Here is a 17,100-nt window from a genome sequence, read left to right as displayed (position 1 = left end):
CAAAAGCAGCCGCTAGCCCCGGCATATGGAAGGAACCGAAGCTTATGTTGCGCTGGCTCAAGGGCCGGGGCGCCCGCCCCTCCGCGGTGGCCGAAATGCAGGCCCGCATCTCCCCGGAACTGTGGCAACAGGTGCTGGACGCCCACCCGTTCCTGGCGGCATTGAAAGCCGATGAAGCGGCCCAGTTGCAGGCGCGTTCGGCCTGGCTGCTGGCCAGCAAGCACATCAACGGCGCGCAAGGACTGGAGGTCTCGGACTTCATGCGCCTGAGCATCGCGGCCCAGGCCAGCCTGCCCATCCTCAACCTGGCGCCCGAACTGTACGAAGGCTGGGACGAGATCATCGTGTACCCCGCCAGCTTCCGCATCCCGCGCTCGCGCCAGGACGATGACGGCGTGGTGCACGAATACCTGGAGGACGCCGCCGGCGAAGCCTGGGAAGGCGGGCCGCTGGTGCTGTCCTGGGAAGACACGCAGTTCTCCGACGGCGGCTTCAACGTGGTCATCCACGAGTTCGCCCACAAGCTGGACCTGCGTTCGGGCTATGCCGACGGCATGCCCTCGCTGGCCGCGCACCCCGAACTCAAGCCACAGGCCTGGCGCCGCATCCTGGACGACAGCCTGGACCGCTTCATCGCTGCCGTGGATGCGGTCGAGGCCGCCATCCCGCATGATGTGGATCCGGAAAGCGAGGCCGCCGACGCCTGGTACGGCCAACTGCCGATGGACCCGTATGCCGCCACCGACGAAGCCGAGTTCTTCGCGGTCAGCTCGGAACACTTCTTCGTGGATCCCTACCCCATGCACGAAGCGTTGCCGCAATGGTATGGGCTGCTGCGGACCTACTACCGGCAGGATCCGCTGGAACGCTACGCATGAAACAGCTGCTGATCGTGTGGCATTCGCGCACCGGCGCCGCGCGGCAGATGGCCGAAGCCGCTGCGCGCGGGGCGCGCGCGGCCGCCGCGCAACTGGAACAGACGGCAGACCTGGACGTGGTCTTGCGGCGCGCCGCCGACACGCAGGCCGAAGAAATGCTCGCCAGCCAGGCCTACCTGTTCTGCGCCCCCGAGAACCTGGCCTCGCTGAGCGGCGAGATGAAGGAATTCTTCGACCGCAACTATTACGCGGTGCTGGACCGGATACAAGGCTTGCCCTACGCCTGCGCCATCAGCGCGGGCAGCGACGGCGCGGGTGCGGCGCGGCAGGTCGAGCGCATCTGCACGGGCTGGCGGCTCAACGCGCTGGCGCCGGCGCTCATCGTCAACATGGGTGCGCAGACGGCGCAGCAGATCCTGGCGCCCAAGATCGTGGCCGGCGCGGATATTGCGAAATGCGAGGAATTGGGCGGCCTGCTGGCCGCGACGCTGTTGCTCGGGCAGTAGCCGGCACAACGCGGGATGATGAGACGGGTGGCGCACGCGCCAGCCCGCCCCCGTGCACGCATCAGGCGCCCGGGGCGCCCGACGCGGCAGGCGTCTTAGACGGCAGCCGTCACGACGATTTCGACCTTGTAGTCCGGATTGGCCAGGCGGGCTTCGACGGTGGCGCGCGGAGGCGAATTGCCGTCGGCGACCCAGGCGTCCCAGGCCTTGTTCATGCCATCGAATTCCTTCATGTTGGCCACGTAGATCTGGGCCATCAGGATCTTGGTCTTGTCGGTGCCGGCTTCGGCCAGCAGGCGGTCGATCGTGGCGAGCACCTGTTCGGTCTGGCCAGTGATGTCCAGCGTGGAATCGTCCGGCACCTGGCCGGCCAGGTACGCGACGCCGTTGTACACGGCCATGTCGGACAGGCGCTTGGCCACGTGGAAGCGCTTGATGCTGCTCATGAATAGTCCCCTAGATTCGAGTGGGTTGGGTGGAACGATACTGAAGAACCCGCAATTTACCCCGAGCCGCCGTCAGGCGGGGGGCAGCTGGAATACCTGGCGCAGATAGGCCAGGTAGGCCGGATCGTCGCACATGGTCTTTTCCGGCGCGTCGGACACCTTGGCCACCGGCTGGCCATTGCAGCGGACCATCTTCATGACGATCTGCAGGGGCTCGTGGCCCAGGTCGTTGGTCAGGTTGGTGCCGATGCCGAAGGACACCTTGCAGCGACCGGAAAACTGGCGGGCCAGCTCGATGGCGCGCGGGAAAGTCAGCGAATCCGAGAACACCAGCGTCTTGGCGCGCGGATCCACGCGGTTCTTGCGGTAGTGCTCGAGCAGGCGCTCGCCCCAGACGAAGGGATCGCCCGAATCATGCCGCGCGCCGTCGAACAGCTTGCAGAAATACATGTCGAAATCACGCAGGAAGGCATCCATGCCGTAGACGTCCGACAGCGCAATGCCCAGGTCGCCACGGTATTCCTTGGCCCAAACCTCCAGCGCGTACACCTGCGAATCGCGCAGCCGCGGACCCAGCGCCTGGCAGGCTTGCAGGTATTCGTGGCCCATCGTGCCCAGGGGCAGCACTTCGTGTTGCTTGGCCAGCAACACGTTGCTGGTGCCGGCGAAATGCACGCCCATCTGCGACTTCATGGTGGACACGATTTCTTCGTGCCAGATCTTGGAAAAGCGGCGCCGCGTACCGTATTCAGCCACGCGGAAATCGGCCAGCGCCGGATCGTCCAGCACCAGGTGCATCTTGGACTGCAGGCGCTTGCGGCCCTCTTCCCAGTCGGGATTCTTGCGGGTGTTGCGGAAATAGACCTCGTTGACGATGGCCAGCACCGGGATCTCGAACAGGATCGTATGCAGCCAGGGGCCTTTGACCTCGATACTGATTTCGCCCGGCCCATCGCCCACGCCGATGTGAATGCAGCGCTCCGGCAGATGGAACAGTTCGAGGAAATCGACGAAGTCGCTTTTGATAAAGCGCAAGCCGCCCAGATATTTAAGTTCGTCCTCGGTGAAGCGCAACTGGCATAGCTGATGCACTTCCTCGCGGATTTCGTCCAGGTAGGGACGCAGGTCGACCCCGGGCGTGCGGCATTTGTAACGGTACTCGACCTGGGCAGCGGGAAAATGATGCAGAACCACCTGCATCATGCTGAATTTATACAGATCGGTGTCGAGCAGCGAAGTGATTATCATGATGGCGCGTTTCGTTTCGCGACACCATAGCATAGAGCTCCCGCTGTTCAGGGCGAAGGGCCACTATGTCAATACGGGTATTGCCGGCACATCGGCGCGGCATTGGGTAAAATCCGCCCAACAAGACACAAAAGCCGCCGCTCCCGGAGTTCCTGAATGACCCACGTTGTCACCGAAAACTGTATTAAGTGCAAGTACACCGACTGCGTAGACGTGTGCCCGGTGGACTGTTTTCGTGAGGGTCCGAACTTCCTCGTGATCGACCCTGACGAATGCATCGACTGCGCCGTCTGCATCCCGGAATGCCCGGCCAATGCCATCTACGCCGAAGAAGACGTGCCGCAGGACCAGTTGAATTTCATCGCCCTGAATGCCGAACTCTCGCCCGAGTTCGCCAGCATCAGCCGTGCCAAGAAGCCCCTGCCCGACGCCGACGAATGGAATGGCAAGCAGGACAAGCTGCAATACCTGGAAAAATAATCCGCGAACGCCGGCCCCGCCCTGGCGGCCGGCCTCGCGCGATGTACCGATGACCGACGACTCCAAATACACGCGCCAGACCGTTACCCACGTCCACACCTGGGTGCCTGACAAGCTGTTCTCCGTGCGCGTGACGCGCGACGACGCGTATACGTTCCAGCCGGGCCAGTTCGCCCGGGTCGGTCTGCCGGAAGCCGGCGCCTCGGAAGGCGAACCCACGCTGTGGCGCGCCTATTCCATGGTGTCGGCGCCGCACGAACCCTGGCTGGAGTTCTATTCCATCGTGGTCCCCGAAGGCCTGTTCAGTCCGCGCATGGCGCGGCTGCAGCCTGGCGACTCGCTATATGTGGAAAAGACGCCCTACGGATTTCTGACCCTGGAGCGCTTCGCGCCGGGCGGCGATCTTTGGCTGCTGGCCTCGGGCACGGGCCTGTCTGCCTACCTTTCGATCCTGCGCGACCCGGCAGTCTGGCGGGCCTACCGCCGCATCATCCTGGTGCACGGAGTGCGCACCGCCGCGGAGCTCGCCTACCGCACCGAAATCGAATCCTGGCGCAATCAGCCGGCGCTGGCCGAGTTCTTCGCGGCGGATCCGCAGAAACTCGTCTACCTGCCCATCGCCACCCGCGAAGCCCTGCCCGGCATGCCGCAGGAACGCCTGACCACGCTGATCGCCGACGGCCGCCTGGAGCAGCTCGCAGGCCAGCCGCTGGACCCCGAGCAGGCCAAGATCATGCTTTGCGGCAATCCCGACATGCTGGCCGACGCCCGCAAGCTGCTGGGCGAACGCGGCTTCAAGCCTGGACGCCGCGGCATCCCCGGCAACCTGGCAGTGGAAAACTACTGGTAGCTTCGGTCCGTCCGACTTAGTGCATAAATCCTTCTTTTGGTATGACAGCACGTTGTAAAAAGCGCCCTAAACTGGTGCTCAATGGGTATTGGGTCGCTTTTTAGCAACAGATTTGCTTTTTTTGTCGGCGTTTCTTCAGGCTGTTTAGAAATATCGTTAGTGCCCGGAGCAATAATCGGGACACACGCACGACCCAGAAGGACTTTTCTCAAATGCTGTATCAATTGCACGAAATGCAGCGCGCCTTCCTGACTCCGTTCGCTGCATTTACGGACGCCGGTTCCCAGCTGTTTTCCAGTCCCTACAGCCCTCTCGCCTATACCCCGATCTCCCGCCAAATGGCAGCCGGGTATGAGCTGATGACCCGCATCGGCAAGGAATACCAGAAGCCTGCCTGGAACCTGCCCACCACCGAAATCAACGGCAAGTCCGTCCGCGTCATCGAAGGCGTGGCCATCGACAAGCCGTTCTGCCGCCTGCTGCACTTCCAGCGCGATGTCCGCCACACGGGCCGCGACGATCCCAAGGTCCTGCTGGTGGCGCCGCTGTCCGGCCACCACGCCACCCTGCTGCGCGACACCGTGCGCGCCCTGCTGCCGGCCCACGACGTCTACGTCACCGACTGGGTCGACGCCCGCATGGTGCCGCTGTCGGCCGGTCCGTTCCATCTGAACGACTACGTGCGCTACGTGCAGGATTTCATCCGCCACCTGGGTCCGGACGTGCACGTGATTTCCGTGTGCCAGCCGACGGTGCCGGTGCTGGCCGCCGTCTCGCTGATGGCCTCCGCCAACGATCCCTGTCAGCCGCGCAGCATGGTGATGATGGGTGGTCCCATCGACCCGCGCCAGTCGCCCACGCAGGTCAACCGCCTGGCCACGACCAAGCCCTACGGCTGGTTCGAGAACCAGGTCATCCATCCGGTGCCGCCGCGCTATCCGGGCGCGGGCCGCAAGGTCTACCCGGGTTTCCTGCAGCACGCGGGGTTCATGGCCATGAACCCCGACCGCCACATGAAGTCGCATTACGACTTCTACCTGGACCTGCTGCGCGGCGACGACAGCGACGCCGAAGCGCACCGCCGCTTCTATGACGAATACAACGCCGTGCTGGACATGCCGGCCGAGTTCTATCTGGACACGATCCGCATGGTGTTCCAGGAGTTCCAGCTGCCCAACGGCACCTGGGAAGTGGACGGCAAGCTGGTGCGTCCGGCGGACATCAAGAAGGTCGCCCTGCTCACCATCGAAGGCGAACTGGACGACATCTCGGGCCAGGGCCAGACGCGCGCTGCCATCAAGCTGTGCAAGAACATCCCGGCCGAGCGCAAGACGCACTACACGGCGCCCAACTGCGGCCACTACGGCATTTTCTCGGGCCGCCGCTGGCGCGAAATGATCTGTCCTAAAATTGCCGAATTCATCCGGCAATCTGCGTAGGATGGGTGTAGCGCGAGTCAAGCCGGACTAGAATCCGGACCTCCGACGCGCGCAACCCATCAAACAGCGGTGACTGGAAATCTCAGCGCTGTTTGATGGGTTGCGCGCGATTCGCGTTTGGGGTCCCTGATTCCTGCCTTTCGCGCCCCCGTCCCACGATTTCATCTTCACATCCATGTCCTGTCGCTCATTGGCCGACCGCATCGATGCCTTGCTACCCCAGACGCAATGCACCAAGTGCGGATACGACGGCTGCCGGCCCTATGCCGACGCCATCGCGGACGGCTCCGCCCCGATCAACCGCTGCCCGCCCGGCGGCGACGACGGTATCGCCGCGCTGGCGGTCCTGCTCGATACCCCCATCCTGCCGCTGGACGCCACCCGCGGCGAACCCGGCCCGCTGCTGGTCGCGCGCATCGACGAAGCGCACTGCATCGGCTGTACGCTGTGCATCCAGGCCTGTCCCGTGGACGCCATCGTGGGCGCCAACAAGCATATGCATACCGTGCTGGCCGACTGGTGCACCGGCTGCGACCTGTGCGTGGCGCCCTGTCCGGTCGATTGCATCCAGATGGTGCCGGCAGGTCGCGCCTGGAATTCGCAGGATGCCGCCATCAGCCGCCAGCGCCACCGCAGCCATCTGGCACGCACCGAACGCCTGGCTGCCGACAACGCGCGCCTAATGGCGCCCGAAGCGGCTGCCGCGCCCAGCGCTTCCGCTCCCGCCGCCGACGAGGCGCGCAATGAGGACCGCAAGCGTTCCGCCATTGAATCCGCGCTGGCCCGCGCCCGGGCCCGCCGCAACCCCACTCAATCATGAACGCAGCCAAACGCCGAGAGATCTTCGCCCGCCTGCAGGCCGCCAACCCGCATCCGACCACCGAGCTCGAATACGACACGCCGTTCCAGTTGCTGATTGCCGTGCTGCTGTCGGCGCAGGCGACCGACAAATCGGTCAACATCGCCACGCGCAAATTCTTCCCCGCTTACGGCACGCCGCAAGCCCTGCTGGCGCTCGGCGAAGAAGGCTTGGCCGACTACATCAAGACCATCGGCCTGTACCGCACCAAGGCGAAGAACACCATCGCCACCTGCAAGATCCTGATCGAGCAGCACGGCGGCGAAGTACCGCAGACTCGCGAAGCGCTCGAAGCCCTGCCCGGCGTTGGGCGCAAGACCGCCAACGTGGTGCTCAACACGGCGTTCGGACAACCCACGATGGCGGTGGACACGCACATCTTCCGCGTGTCGAACCGCACCGGCATCGCGCCCGGCAAGAATGTGCTGGAAGTCGAACAGAAACTCGAAAAGTTCGTGCCGCGCGAATACATGCAGGACGCTCACCACTGGCTGATCCTGCTGGGCCGCTACGTCTGCGTGGCGCGCAAACCCAAATGCCCTCAATGCGGCATTTCCGACCTCTGCGAATTCAAGCAGAAGACGCCCGCCTGACGGCGCGTTAGCTTACGCGCCGACACGGCATTCGGTGCACGCAAATCGGGTTTTCCCTCCCTCTCAAATCCATCAGGCGTTGATGACGATCAACGCATATTTGCTGCATTGCATTTCCATTATGGAAAGCCTTTATTCCCTTGTGGCGCAAGCATTGTCGGCCTGCCGACAATTGCCCATTCCGCACTGCAAAACCTATGACAAACCCTCATGGAATTTTGATAAATAGGTGCGCATACTCGCCGGCAACTCATAAGAAAACTGCGATTTCCTGAACAGTTTTCCGGACCCTGCGGGGACCTGGCGCAACGACGGCAGGTGGAGACCGAAATAAATACAACGCCGGTGCAGCGAACATGGACGACACGATCCTGGAGACAAAAGGCCTCACCAAGGAATTCCGCGGATTCGTCGCGGTCAATGGGGTCGATTTGCGTATCAAGCGGGGCGAGATTCACGCCTTGATCGGGCCGAACGGCGCCGGCAAGACCACTTGCTTCAACCTGCTTACCAAGTTTCTTTCTCCCACGTCGGGAAGCATCAAGTTCAACGGTATCGACATTACCGGCGAGCGGCCCGCGCAGATCGCGCGCCGCGGCGTGATCCGTTCATTCCAGATCTCGGCGGTGTTTCCGCACCTGACCGTGCTGGAGAACGTGCGCATCGGGCTGCAGCGCAGGACCGGCCTGTCGTTCCACTTCTGGAAAAGCGACAGGCAGCTCGCCGTGCTGAATCAGCCGGCGCGCGACCTGCTGGAGCAGGTGGATCTGGGCGCCTTCGCCAACGAAACCACTGTAAACCTGCCCTATGGCCGCAAGCGCGCGCTTGAAATCGCCACCACGCTGGCGATGGAACCCGAGCTGATGCTGCTGGACGAACCCACACAAGGCATGGGCCACGAGGACGTGGACCGCGTCACGCAACTGATCAAGCGCGTCAGCGCCGGACGCACCATCCTGATGGTGGAACACAACATGAATGTCGTGTCCTCCATCGCCAACACCATTACTGTGCTGGCGCGCGGCAGCGTGCTGGCCGAAGGATCGTACGCCGAAGTCTCCCGCCATCCGGCCGTGATGCAGGCTTACATGGGCACCACCGACGGCGAACTTCAAGGAGCGCACGCATGAGCACCCCGGCACTGGAAATTTCGGGCCTGCAGGCCTGGTACGGGGAATCGCATATCCTGCACGGCGTGGATATGCGCGTTGGACAAGGCGAAGTGGTCACGCTGCTCGGACGCAACGGCGCCGGGCGCACCACCACCCTGCGGGCCATCCTGGGCCTGACGGGATCGCGCAAGGGCTCGGTGCGCATCCATGGCACCGAAGCCATCGACCTGCCCACCTACAAGATCGCCCATCTGGGCGTGGGCTATTGCCCCGAGGAACGCGGCATCTTCGCCAGCCTGTCCTGCGAAGAAAATCTGCTGCTGCCTCCGGTCGTCGGTTCGCTGGGCGGCGGCATGTCGCTGGCAGAAATCTACGACATGTTCCCCAATCTGCAGGAGCGCCGGAATTCTCCCGGCACGCGCCTGTCTGGCGGCGAACAGCAAATGCTGGCCGTGGCGCGCATCCTGCGCACCGGCGCCAACCTGCTGCTGCTCGACGAAATCTCCGAAGGCCTCGCCCCTGTCATCGTGCAGGCGCTGGCTCGCATGATCACGGCGCTGAAGCAGCGCGGCTACACCATCGTCATGGTGGAGCAGAACTTCCGCTTCGCAGCGCCCCTGGCCGACCGCTTCTACGTCATGGAGCACGGCCAGATCGTCGAGCACTTCGAAGCCGCAGAACTTTCAGAAAAACAGGACACGCTCAACGAACTGCTGGGCGTCTAGAACCTGTGTCATCCGCCGGAAATCCGGCAACACTACACCGTAGGGAAGAGAGGAGTCATCCCATGAAGCTGCACACCATCACTGCTGCACTGGCCATGGCGGGCCTGGGATTTGCTGGGGCAACCGCCCACGCGCAAGGTATCTCCGACGATGTCATCCGCATCGGCTTCATCACTGACATGTCCGGCGTGTATTCGGACATCGATGGCAAGGCCGGTCTGGAAGCCGTGCGCATGGCGATCGAGGACGCCGGCGGTTCGATCAACGGCAAGAAGATCGAAGTCGTCTCCGCAGACCACCAGAACAAGGCCGACGTGGCTTCGGCGCGCGTGCGCGAATGGTTCGACGAGCAGAAGGTGGACGTCATCATCGCCGGCACCAACTCGTCGACCAGCCTGGCCATGGCCGGCGTGGCCGCAGCGAAGAAGAAGCCCTTCATGGCGATCGGCGCGGGCGCGTCGGACCTGACCAACGCCCAATGCTCGCCCTATACCGTGCACTACGCCTACGACACCGTGGCGCTGGCGCGCGGCACCGGCTCCGCCGTGGTGAAAGACGGCGGCAAGAGCTGGTTCTTCCTGACCGCTGACTATGCCTTCGGCCACGCGCTGGAGCGCGACACCATGGCCGTGGTCAAGGCCGCGGGCGGCGAGGTCAAGGGCCAGGTGCGGGCGCCGCTGGGCGCGTCGGACTTCTCGTCCTTCCTGCTGCAGGCGCAATCGTCCAAGGCGCAGATCCTGGGCCTGGCCAACGCGGGCGGCGACACCATCAACTCGATCAAGGCCGCCAATGAATTCGGCGTGACCAAGACCATGAAGATGGCCGGCCTGCTGGTCTTCATCAACGACGTGCACGCGCTGGGCCTGCAAGCCACGCAAGGCATGTACCTGACCGACGGCTGGTACTGGGATCAATCCGACGCCTCGCGCGCCTGGTCCAAGAAGTTCGAAGCCAAGGTCGGCCGCAAGCCCTCCATGCTGCAGGCGGGCGACTACTCGGCCACGGCTTTCTACCTGAACGCCATCAAGGCCACCGGCACGGACGACGGCGACGCCGTCATGAAGTGGATGAAGTCGAACAAGGTCAACGACTTCTTCGCGCAAGGCGGTTATGTGCGCGAAGACGGCCGCATGATCCACGACATGTACCTGATGCAGGTCAAGACGCCGGCCGAATCCAAGGCCCCGTGGGACTATTACAAGGTCGTGGCGACGCTGCCCGGCGACGAGGTCTACACCAAGTTGTCCGAGTCCACCTGCAAGCTGGTCAAGAAGTAATCCAGCCCATGTGCCCCAGACGCGACCCGGCGATCCTACCCGTCGGGCCGCGTTTTGATTAGCTCGCTTCCCTCCGTACGCGCAGGATTTTCATAAGATGACTGACATTTTCGGCATCCCCATACAGGCCTTGTTCGGCCAGCTTTTGCTAGGCCTGGTCAACGGCTCCTTCTACGCCATGCTGTCGCTCGGGCTGGCCGTCATCTTCGGGCTGCTGAACGTCATCAACTTCGCGCACGGCGCGCTCTACATGCTGGGCGCGTTCATCGCCTGGATGGGGCTGTCGTACCTGGGGTTGAACTACTGGGTCATGCTGATCCTGGCGCCGCTGGTCGTCGGGCTGTTCGGCATCATCATAGAAAAGCTGTTGCTGCGACATCTGTACAAGCTCGATCACCTGTACGGGCTGCTGCTGACCTTCGGCCTGACGCTGCTCATCGAAGGTCTGTTCCGCAGCTTCTACGGCGTCTCGGGTCAGCCCTACCCCACGCCTGACGCCTTGCGCGGCGCCACCAACCTGGGCTTCATGATCCTGCCGAATTACCGCGGCTGGGTCGTGGCAGCCTCCCTGGTAGTGTGTCTGGCAACCTGGTTCGTCATCGAACGCACCCGCCTGGGCGCACTGTTGCGCGCCGGCACCGAAAACCCCCGCCTGGTCGAGGCCTTCGGCGTGAACGTGCCGCGCATGATCACCCTGACCTATGGCTTCGGCGTGGCGCTGGCGGGCTTTGCCGGCGTGCTGGCCGCGCCCGTGCTGCAGATTTCCCCCCTGATGGGCTCCAACCTCATCATCGTCGTGTTCGCCGTGGTCGTGATCGGTGGCATGGGGTCCATCATGGGCGCCATCGTGACCGGTCTGGGCCTGGGCGTGATCGAAGGACTGACCAAGGTGTTCTGGCCCGAGGCCTCCAGCACGGTCGTGTTCATCATCATGGCCATCGTTCTGTTGATCCGCCCGGCCGGGCTGTTCGGAAAAGAAAAATGAATCGTCAATTCCTGGGCTATGCGGTACTGGCCATCGTGGTGGCCATTCTTCCCTTTATCGGGGTCTATCCGATCTTCGCCATGAAGATCATGTGCTACGCGCTCTTCGCCTGCGCATTCAACCTGCTGCTGGGTTTCACCGGGCTGCTGTCGTTCGGCCACGCCGCCTTCCTGGGCAGCGCGGCCTACGCCACCGGCCACGCGCTCAAGGTATGGGGCTTCCCCACCGAGGTCGGCCTGCTGTTCGGCGTGGCCGTGGCGGGGCTGCTGGGCCTGGCGATGGGCGCCATCGCCATCCGCCGCAGCGGCATCTATTTCGCCATGATCACCCTGGCGCTGTCGCAGATGGTGTTCTTCTTCTTCCTCCAGGCGAAGTTCACCGGCGGCGAGGACGGCCTGCAAAGCGTGCCGCGCGGCACCCTGTTCGGGCTGATCGACCTGTCCAAGGACCTGAACCTGTACTACGTGGTGATGGCCATCTTCGTCATCGGCTACTTCATCATCTGGCGCACGGTGAATTCGCCCTTCGGCCAGGTGCTGCAGGCGCTGCGCGAAAACGAACCGCGGGCCATCTCGCTGGGCTACGACGTCGACCGCTTCAAGCTGCTGGCCTTCGTGCTGTCGGCCGCGCTGGCCGGCCTGGCGGGCGCCACCAAGACCCTGGTCTTCGTGTCGGCCACCTTGTCCGATGCCACCTGGCAGATGTCCGGCCTGGTCATCCTGATGACGCTGATCGGCGGGCTGGGCACCTTGACCGGTCCCATCCTCGGCGCCTTCATCGTGGTGCTGATGGAAAACAAGGTGGGCGACTTCGGCCAGATGATGGCCAACCTGACCGGCGTGGACTGGTTCCTGCGCCTGGGCGAATCGGTCACCATCGTGATCGGCCTGATCTTCGTGATCTGCGTGCTGGCCTTCCGCCGCGGCATCGTGGGCGAGGTCGGCGCCTTCATCGATCGCCGCCGCGCCGCCCGCGCCTGATCCTGACAGCGCAAGCACGGGGCCGCTTTATGCGGCCCCGTTTTCATTTGGCGCGGCGGCTGCCGCCCGTACAATGAACGGCACCCAACCAAACAGGTGCCTGACCATGCGCAAACCGCATCCGCTCGCCCCCGTCCTTGGCGCCCTGGCGCTGGCCGCAGCCCTCCTTCCCGCGGCTGCTCAAGCCGCGGATTCCGCCGCGCCGGTATGCGAAGTCAAACGGCCCGTCCGCTTCAGCGGCCTGAACTGGGAATCCAACCTGGTGCTGGCCGGCATCGAACGCTATGTGCTGGAACACGGCTACGGCTGCAAGACCACGGTCGAAATCGGCGAAACCCTGCCCATGCTGGCGGCGCTGCAACGCGGCGACGTCGACGTCACGCCGGAAGTGTGGCCTGGCCAGATCGAGGGTGCATGGAAGAAGGCCCTGGCCAGCGGCAAGGTGCTGGGCGTGGGCCACGTCTACGACGCCGGCGAAGGCTGGTACGTGCCTCGCTACACCGTCGAGCGCCATCCCGAGCTGAAGTCCGCGGCCGACCTGGCGCGCTTCAAGGACGTGTTCGCCGATCCCGAAGAACCCGGCCGCGGCCGGATCTACGGCTGCCCGGCGGGCTGGGCCTGCGGCACCCTGAACGAGAACCTGCTGCGCGCCTTGAAGCTCGATAAGGACTACGCGATGTTCGCGCCCGGCTCCGGCGCCGCGCAAAAAGCCGCCATCGTGTCCGCCTACAAGCGCAAACGCGACATCGTCTTCTACTACTGGACGCCCACCTCGCTGGTCGGCGCGCTGGATCTGGTGAAGCTGGAACTGCCCGCGTTCGACCAGGCCGCCTACACCTGCATGACCGATCCCAAGTGCGCGAATCCCGTGCCCACCGAGTTCAAGCCCAACCCCGTCGTCACCGGCGTGAACGCCGAGTTCGCGAAACAGGCGCCGCAGATCGCCGAATTCCTGGGCAAGCTGACTGTGCCCAGCGACGCCATCGACGCCACCCTGGGCTGGCTGGAAAACGAAGGCAAGGAACCCGAGGACGCCGCGCGCTATTTCCTCAAGCAGTACGGCCCGGTCTGGCGGCAATGGATGCCGGCGCAGGCAGCCGACCGCGTGCAGGCGGCGCTGGCGCGCGAATGACGGCGCGAAGCCGGCCGCTGCCTCATGTATCCTGACGTTTCGGCGCGCCGATAGCGCCACCCCAATTCAAGTGAAGGAAGACAACCATGGATGCCTTGTTCTGGCACAACGGTCACTGGACCACTGAAAACCCCAAATTGCTCGGCCCGGCCGACCACGCCTTCTGGATGGCCAGCATGGTGTTCGACGGCGCGCGCGCATTCCGCGGCCTGACGCCCGACCTGGATCTGCATTGCCAGCGCGTGGTGCGCTCGGCCGAAAAAATGCTGATGAAGCCCCAGATCGGCTGGGAAGAGATCCAAAAGCTGTGCCTGCAGGCTGTAGCCAAGTTCCCGCAAGGCAGCGAACTCTACATCAAGCCCATGTTCTATTGCGCCGACGGCTTCCTGCTGCCGGACGCCGACAAGACCCAGTTCGTGCTGCACGTGTTCAAGGTGCCGATGCCGGGCGACCAGGGCTTCTCCGCCTGCTTCTCCAGCTTTGCACGTTCCTGGCCCAACATGGCGCCCACCGACGCCAAGGCGTCCTGCCTGTACCCCAACGGCCAGCGCGCCATCCGCGAGGCCGCCGAAAAGGGCTTCGACAACGCCATCATGCTGGACGGCGCGGGCAACATCGCCGAATTCGCCACCAGCAACCTGTGGATCGCCAAGAACGGCGTGGTGTCCACGCCCGCCGACAACGGCACCTTCCTGAACGGCATCACGCGCCGCCGCGTGCTGGCGCTGTTGAAGGCCGACGGCGTCGACGTGCAGGAACGCAGCCTGACCCGCGCCGACATCGAGGAAGCCGATGAAGTGTTCTCGTCCGGCAACTACGGCAAGGTGGTGCACGTGAACCGCGTGGAAGACCGCCAGCTGGAATACGGCCCCATGGCCCGCCGCGCGCACAAGCTGTACATGGATTACGCGGAAAGCACCGGCGCGAAGTAGGATCGCCGCCGTTTCAGCCCCCTCCCTGCTGCCCGCCCCTGTGCGGGCAGCGTCGTTCTCAGGAATGCCTCATGCAGACCCGACGTGATTTTCTCCGCAGCGGCGCGACGCTGGCCGGCGCCGGCAGCGCCCTGGCCCTGCTGCCCGCCTCCATCCGCCGCGCGCTCGCGATCCCCGCGGCGCGGCGCACGGGCACGATCCGCGACGTGGAACACATCGTGATCTTCATGCAGGAGAACCGCGCGTTCGATCATTACTTCGGCGCGCTGGCCGGCGTACGCGGGTTTGGCGACCGCTTTCCCATACCCGTGCCGGATAGCCCCGACGCGCGCCATCGCACCGTCTGGGCGCAATACAACGACAAACCCGATGAAGGCGCGCCGCGCACGGTCCTGCCCTTCCATCTGGATACGCGCGAGGCCTTCGAAACCATGCGCGTGGCCAGCACGCCGCACACCTGGTCCAACGCGCAGGACGCCTGGGACGCGGGCCGCATGGGCAACTGGCCGGCCGCCAAGAAGAACCATTCGATGGCGTACTTCACGGACGAGGACATGCCCTTCCAGTACGCCATGGCGCGCGCCTTCACGGTCTGCGACGCCTATCACTGCTCGTTCACCGGCGGCACCAACACCAACCGGCTGTTCGTCTGGACCGGCACCAACGACGGCCTGGGCCGCGGCAACGGCCCGGCCTTGGGCAATACCTACAACAAGCTCACGGGCGGCGATCCGGCGCGCGCCTACACCTGGACGACCTATCCCGAACGCCTGGAGGCCGCCGGCATCAGCTGGCGCATCTACCAGAACATGGCGGACAATTATTCGCTGAACCCGACCGCCGGCTTCAAGGCCTACCGCGACGCCTATCATGGCGCGCCGGGCGCGGCGGCCGCGCTGAAGGAAAAGGCGCTCACCACCCGCGGCCTGGACCTGCTACGCCAGGACGTGCTGGACGGCACGCTGCCGCAGGTCTCGTGGATCTGCGCCACCAAGGCCGGCTCCGAGCATCCCAGCCCGTCCAGCCCGGCGCAAGGCGCTGACTACACGGCCCGGGTGCTGGATGCGTTGACGGCCAACCCGGAGGTCTGGAGCAAGACCGTCCTGTTGCTGATGTTCGACGAAAACGACGGCTTCTTCGACCACATGCCGCCGCCCGCGCCGCCTGCGCGCGATGCATCGGGCGCGCTGGCCGGGGCGTCCACGGTAAATACGCGCGGCGAGTATCACGAGATCGTCGCCGGCGCAGAGAAGGACGACACGCTGGCGCATTTGCACGGCGTCTACGGCCTGGGTCCGCGCGTGCCCATGTACGTGCTGTCGCCCTGGACCAAGGGCGGCTGGGTCAACTCCCAAGTGTTCGACCACACTTCCGTGCTGCGCTTCATCGAGCAACGCTTCGGCGTGGCCGAGCCCAATATCTCGCCGTGGCGGCGCGCGGTCTGTGGCGACCTGACCTCGATCTTCGATTTCGCCGCGCCGGACGGCGCAGGCCTGCCCAGCGGCTTTCCAGCCACCGCCGAACGCGCCGGCCTCGCATCGGCGCTGCCGGGCACCATCACGCCGCCCGCGCCGCTGCAGCCGGGGCCGGCGCGGCAGCAGGCGGGCACGCGCCCGTCGCGCCCCCTGCCCTATGCGTTGCAGGTCCACGCGCGCGCGGACGCGGCAAGCGTCACGCTGCGTTTCGAGAACAGCGGCACGGCGGGCGCGGTGCTGCACGTCTATGACCGGCTGCATCTGGACCGCGGCCCGCGCCGCTACACCGTGGAAGCCGGCAAGCATCTGGAGGGCGCATGGCAGACCGCCGCTGACGATGGACGCTACGACCTGTGGGTGCTGGGTCCCAACGGTTTCCATCGCCATTGCACCGGCCGCGCCGGCCTGCCGGCGCTGGAGGTCTTGGCCGCCTACCAGGGGCCTGGCGCATCGCTGCAATTAACGCTGCGCAACCCCGCCCCGCAGGCCCGTTCATTCCGGGTGGAAGCCAACGCCTACGGCTATCCCCAGGAAGAGGATGCCACGCTCGCTCCCGGCGAGACGGTCAGCCTGTCCTGGGACATGACCCGCAGTGCGGGATGGTATGACCTGACCGTGCGCGAAAGCGGCGATCCGACCTACACGCGGCGTCTGGCCGGCCGCATCGAAACCGGCGCCCCCTCCACTTCCGATCCCGCGATGGGACAGGAGCTGATATTGCAATGGATACCCCAGGCATGAAACCACCTGCTCCCTATGAAAACGCCGTGACCTTCCAGTTCGGCGACTCGCCCGAGTTAGCCGACGAATTGCTTGCGCTGGTGCTGGCCGGCACGAAGACCGCCACCTGCGGCGCGTTGCGCGACTTCAACGAACAGGAACCTGTGCCCGAGGCCGGTCGGCGTGACGTGGTGCTGGACGGCTCGGGCCGCCCGGCTTGCGTGATCGAGACGCTCAGCGTGCTGATCCAGCGCTTCGATCAGGTGGACGAGGCGTTCGCGCTGGCCGAAGGCGAAGGCCCGTACGAGGCATGGCGCGATGCGCACATTGCTTATTTCGACCGCAACGGCGGCTATGCGCCAGACCTGGTGCTGGTGTGCGAACGGTTCCGGGTGGTCGAGGTCTTCGAACGATAAAAAAAAGCCGGACACCCTGCGGCGTCCGGCTCTTCGTGCGCTCGGGG

General features: G+C 64.6%; 18 protein-coding genes. 16 read left to right on the top strand and 2 right to left on the bottom strand.

Going from position 1 to position 17,100, the window contains the following annotated elements; translation table 11 throughout:
• Window positions 1-44 precede the first annotated feature (44 nt).
• Window positions 45-878 (top strand): zinc-dependent peptidase, encoded by an 834-nt coding sequence (locus IB259_RS19330; protein WP_125472677.1) that lies wholly within the window; start codon window positions 45-47, stop codon window positions 876-878.
• Window positions 875-1,384 carry an NAD(P)H-dependent oxidoreductase gene (locus tag IB259_RS19325; RefSeq protein WP_119450981.1) on the top strand — a complete coding sequence of 170 codons (510 nt, stop codon included), beginning with the start codon at window positions 875-877 and terminating at the stop codon, window positions 1,382-1,384. The genes IB259_RS19330 and IB259_RS19325 overlap by 4 nt, the downstream gene beginning before the upstream one ends.
• Before the next feature lie 95 nt (window positions 1,385-1,479).
• Here IB259_RS19325 and IB259_RS19320 read toward each other — a convergent pair whose 3' ends face one another.
• The gene (locus IB259_RS19320; RefSeq protein ID WP_042796825.1) at window positions 1,480-1,830 is read right to left on the bottom strand and encodes a RidA family protein; all 351 of its coding nucleotides are present in this window, start codon (window positions 1,828-1,830) and stop codon (window positions 1,480-1,482) included.
• 72 nt (window positions 1,831-1,902) lie between these two features.
• Window positions 1,903-3,078: a nicotinate phosphoribosyltransferase gene (pncB, locus tag IB259_RS19315; protein ID WP_054450570.1), complete on the bottom strand. Its 1,176-nt coding sequence runs from the start codon at window positions 3,076-3,078 to the stop codon at window positions 1,903-1,905.
• Window positions 3,079-3,234: 156 nt separating this feature from the next.
• Here pncB and fdxA point away from each other — a divergent pair, with 156 nt between their 5' ends.
• The 14 genes from fdxA to IB259_RS19245 all read left to right on the top strand — a co-directional run bounded on the left by fdxA (window position 3,235) and on the right by IB259_RS19245 (window position 17,053).
• The gene (gene fdxA, locus IB259_RS19310) at window positions 3,235-3,558 is read left to right on the top strand and encodes a ferredoxin FdxA (RefSeq protein WP_006389264.1); all 324 of its coding nucleotides are present in this window, start codon (window positions 3,235-3,237) and stop codon (window positions 3,556-3,558) included.
• A 49-nt stretch (window positions 3,559-3,607) separates the two neighbouring features.
• Window positions 3,608-4,408: a ferredoxin--NADP reductase gene (locus IB259_RS19305; RefSeq protein ID WP_054450568.1), complete on the top strand. Its 801-nt coding sequence runs from the start codon at window positions 3,608-3,610 to the stop codon at window positions 4,406-4,408.
• 212 nt (window positions 4,409-4,620) lie between these two features.
• Entirely contained in the window at window positions 4,621-5,847 is a 1,227-nt protein-coding gene (locus tag IB259_RS19300; protein WP_192329923.1) for a polyhydroxyalkanoate depolymerase, read from the top strand.
• 175 nt (window positions 5,848-6,022) lie between these two features.
• Entirely contained in the window at window positions 6,023-6,667 is a 645-nt protein-coding gene (gene rsxB / locus IB259_RS19295; RefSeq protein ID WP_119450984.1) for an electron transport complex subunit RsxB, read from the top strand.
• Entirely contained in the window at window positions 6,664-7,299 is a 636-nt protein-coding gene (gene nth, locus IB259_RS19290; RefSeq protein WP_054450563.1) for an endonuclease III, read from the top strand. The genes rsxB and nth overlap by 4 nt, the downstream gene beginning before the upstream one ends.
• A gap of 356 nt (window positions 7,300-7,655) precedes the next feature.
• Window positions 7,656-8,429, top strand: a complete 774-nt coding sequence (locus IB259_RS19285; RefSeq protein WP_054450562.1) for an ABC transporter ATP-binding protein — start codon at window positions 7,656-7,658, stop codon at window positions 8,427-8,429.
• Window positions 8,426-9,136, top strand: a complete 711-nt coding sequence (locus IB259_RS19280; protein WP_013392192.1) for an ABC transporter ATP-binding protein — start codon at window positions 8,426-8,428, stop codon at window positions 9,134-9,136. The genes IB259_RS19285 and IB259_RS19280 overlap by 4 nt, the downstream gene beginning before the upstream one ends.
• A gap of 62 nt (window positions 9,137-9,198) precedes the next feature.
• Complete coding sequence (locus tag IB259_RS19275) at window positions 9,199-10,413, top strand: ABC transporter substrate-binding protein (RefSeq protein ID WP_054450561.1); 1,215 nt, start codon at window positions 9,199-9,201, stop codon at window positions 10,411-10,413.
• A gap of 97 nt (window positions 10,414-10,510) precedes the next feature.
• Window positions 10,511-11,398 (top strand): branched-chain amino acid ABC transporter permease, encoded by an 888-nt coding sequence (locus IB259_RS19270; RefSeq protein ID WP_054450560.1) that lies wholly within the window; start codon window positions 10,511-10,513, stop codon window positions 11,396-11,398.
• Window positions 11,395-12,378, top strand: coding sequence for a branched-chain amino acid ABC transporter permease (locus IB259_RS19265; RefSeq protein ID WP_054450559.1), 984 nt, complete (start codon window positions 11,395-11,397; stop codon window positions 12,376-12,378). Before IB259_RS19270 ends, IB259_RS19265 begins: the two co-directional genes overlap by 4 nt.
• Before the next feature lie 106 nt (window positions 12,379-12,484).
• Window positions 12,485-13,510, top strand: a complete 1,026-nt coding sequence (locus IB259_RS19260) for an ABC transporter substrate-binding protein (protein WP_054450558.1) — start codon at window positions 12,485-12,487, stop codon at window positions 13,508-13,510.
• 86 nt (window positions 13,511-13,596) lie between these two features.
• The gene (locus tag IB259_RS19255; RefSeq protein WP_054450557.1) at window positions 13,597-14,442 is read left to right on the top strand and encodes a branched-chain amino acid aminotransferase; all 846 of its coding nucleotides are present in this window, start codon (window positions 13,597-13,599) and stop codon (window positions 14,440-14,442) included.
• A gap of 71 nt (window positions 14,443-14,513) precedes the next feature.
• Entirely contained in the window at window positions 14,514-16,658 is a 2,145-nt protein-coding gene (locus IB259_RS19250) for a phosphocholine-specific phospholipase C (RefSeq protein WP_119450985.1), read from the top strand.
• Window positions 16,655-17,053 (top strand): ASCH domain-containing protein, encoded by a 399-nt coding sequence (locus IB259_RS19245; protein ID WP_054450553.1) that lies wholly within the window; start codon window positions 16,655-16,657, stop codon window positions 17,051-17,053. The genes IB259_RS19250 and IB259_RS19245 overlap by 4 nt, the downstream gene beginning before the upstream one ends.
• Window positions 17,054-17,100 lie beyond the last annotated feature (47 nt).

This window comes from Achromobacter sp. ACM04 (assembly GCF_014851465.1).
Taxonomy (GTDB): Bacteria; Pseudomonadota; Gammaproteobacteria; order Burkholderiales; family Burkholderiaceae_B; genus Achromobacter; species Achromobacter aegrifaciens.
Note: the sequence above shows the minus strand (reverse complement) of the source record. Positions and strands in the feature narration are given on the sequence as shown.

Coding starts and splice junctions, on each gene's coding strand:
- IB259_RS19330 (WP_125472677.1), top strand. CDS start 45: ATGTTGCGCTGGCTCAAGGGCCGGGGCGCCCGCCCCTCCGCGGTGGCC.
- IB259_RS19325 (WP_119450981.1), top strand. CDS start 875: ATGAAACAGCTGCTGATCGTGTGGCATTCGCGCACCGGCGCCGCGCGG.
- IB259_RS19320 (WP_042796825.1), bottom strand. CDS start 1,830: ATGAGCAGCATCAAGCGCTTCCACGTGGCCAAGCGCCTGTCCGACATG.
- pncB (WP_054450570.1), bottom strand. CDS start 3,078: ATGATAATCACTTCGCTGCTCGACACCGATCTGTATAAATTCAGCATG.
- fdxA (WP_006389264.1), top strand. CDS start 3,235: ATGACCCACGTTGTCACCGAAAACTGTATTAAGTGCAAGTACACCGAC.
- IB259_RS19305 (WP_054450568.1), top strand. CDS start 3,608: ATGACCGACGACTCCAAATACACGCGCCAGACCGTTACCCACGTCCAC.
- IB259_RS19300 (WP_192329923.1), top strand. CDS start 4,621: ATGCTGTATCAATTGCACGAAATGCAGCGCGCCTTCCTGACTCCGTTC.
- rsxB (WP_119450984.1), top strand. CDS start 6,023: ATGTCCTGTCGCTCATTGGCCGACCGCATCGATGCCTTGCTACCCCAG.
- nth (WP_054450563.1), top strand. CDS start 6,664: ATGAACGCAGCCAAACGCCGAGAGATCTTCGCCCGCCTGCAGGCCGCC.
- IB259_RS19285 (WP_054450562.1), top strand. CDS start 7,656: ATGGACGACACGATCCTGGAGACAAAAGGCCTCACCAAGGAATTCCGC.
- IB259_RS19280 (WP_013392192.1), top strand. CDS start 8,426: ATGAGCACCCCGGCACTGGAAATTTCGGGCCTGCAGGCCTGGTACGGG.
- IB259_RS19275 (WP_054450561.1), top strand. CDS start 9,199: ATGAAGCTGCACACCATCACTGCTGCACTGGCCATGGCGGGCCTGGGA.
- IB259_RS19270 (WP_054450560.1), top strand. CDS start 10,511: ATGACTGACATTTTCGGCATCCCCATACAGGCCTTGTTCGGCCAGCTT.
- IB259_RS19265 (WP_054450559.1), top strand. CDS start 11,395: ATGAATCGTCAATTCCTGGGCTATGCGGTACTGGCCATCGTGGTGGCC.
- IB259_RS19260 (WP_054450558.1), top strand. CDS start 12,485: ATGCGCAAACCGCATCCGCTCGCCCCCGTCCTTGGCGCCCTGGCGCTG.
- IB259_RS19255 (WP_054450557.1), top strand. CDS start 13,597: ATGGATGCCTTGTTCTGGCACAACGGTCACTGGACCACTGAAAACCCC.
- IB259_RS19250 (WP_119450985.1), top strand. CDS start 14,514: ATGCAGACCCGACGTGATTTTCTCCGCAGCGGCGCGACGCTGGCCGGC.
- IB259_RS19245 (WP_054450553.1), top strand. CDS start 16,655: ATGAAACCACCTGCTCCCTATGAAAACGCCGTGACCTTCCAGTTCGGC.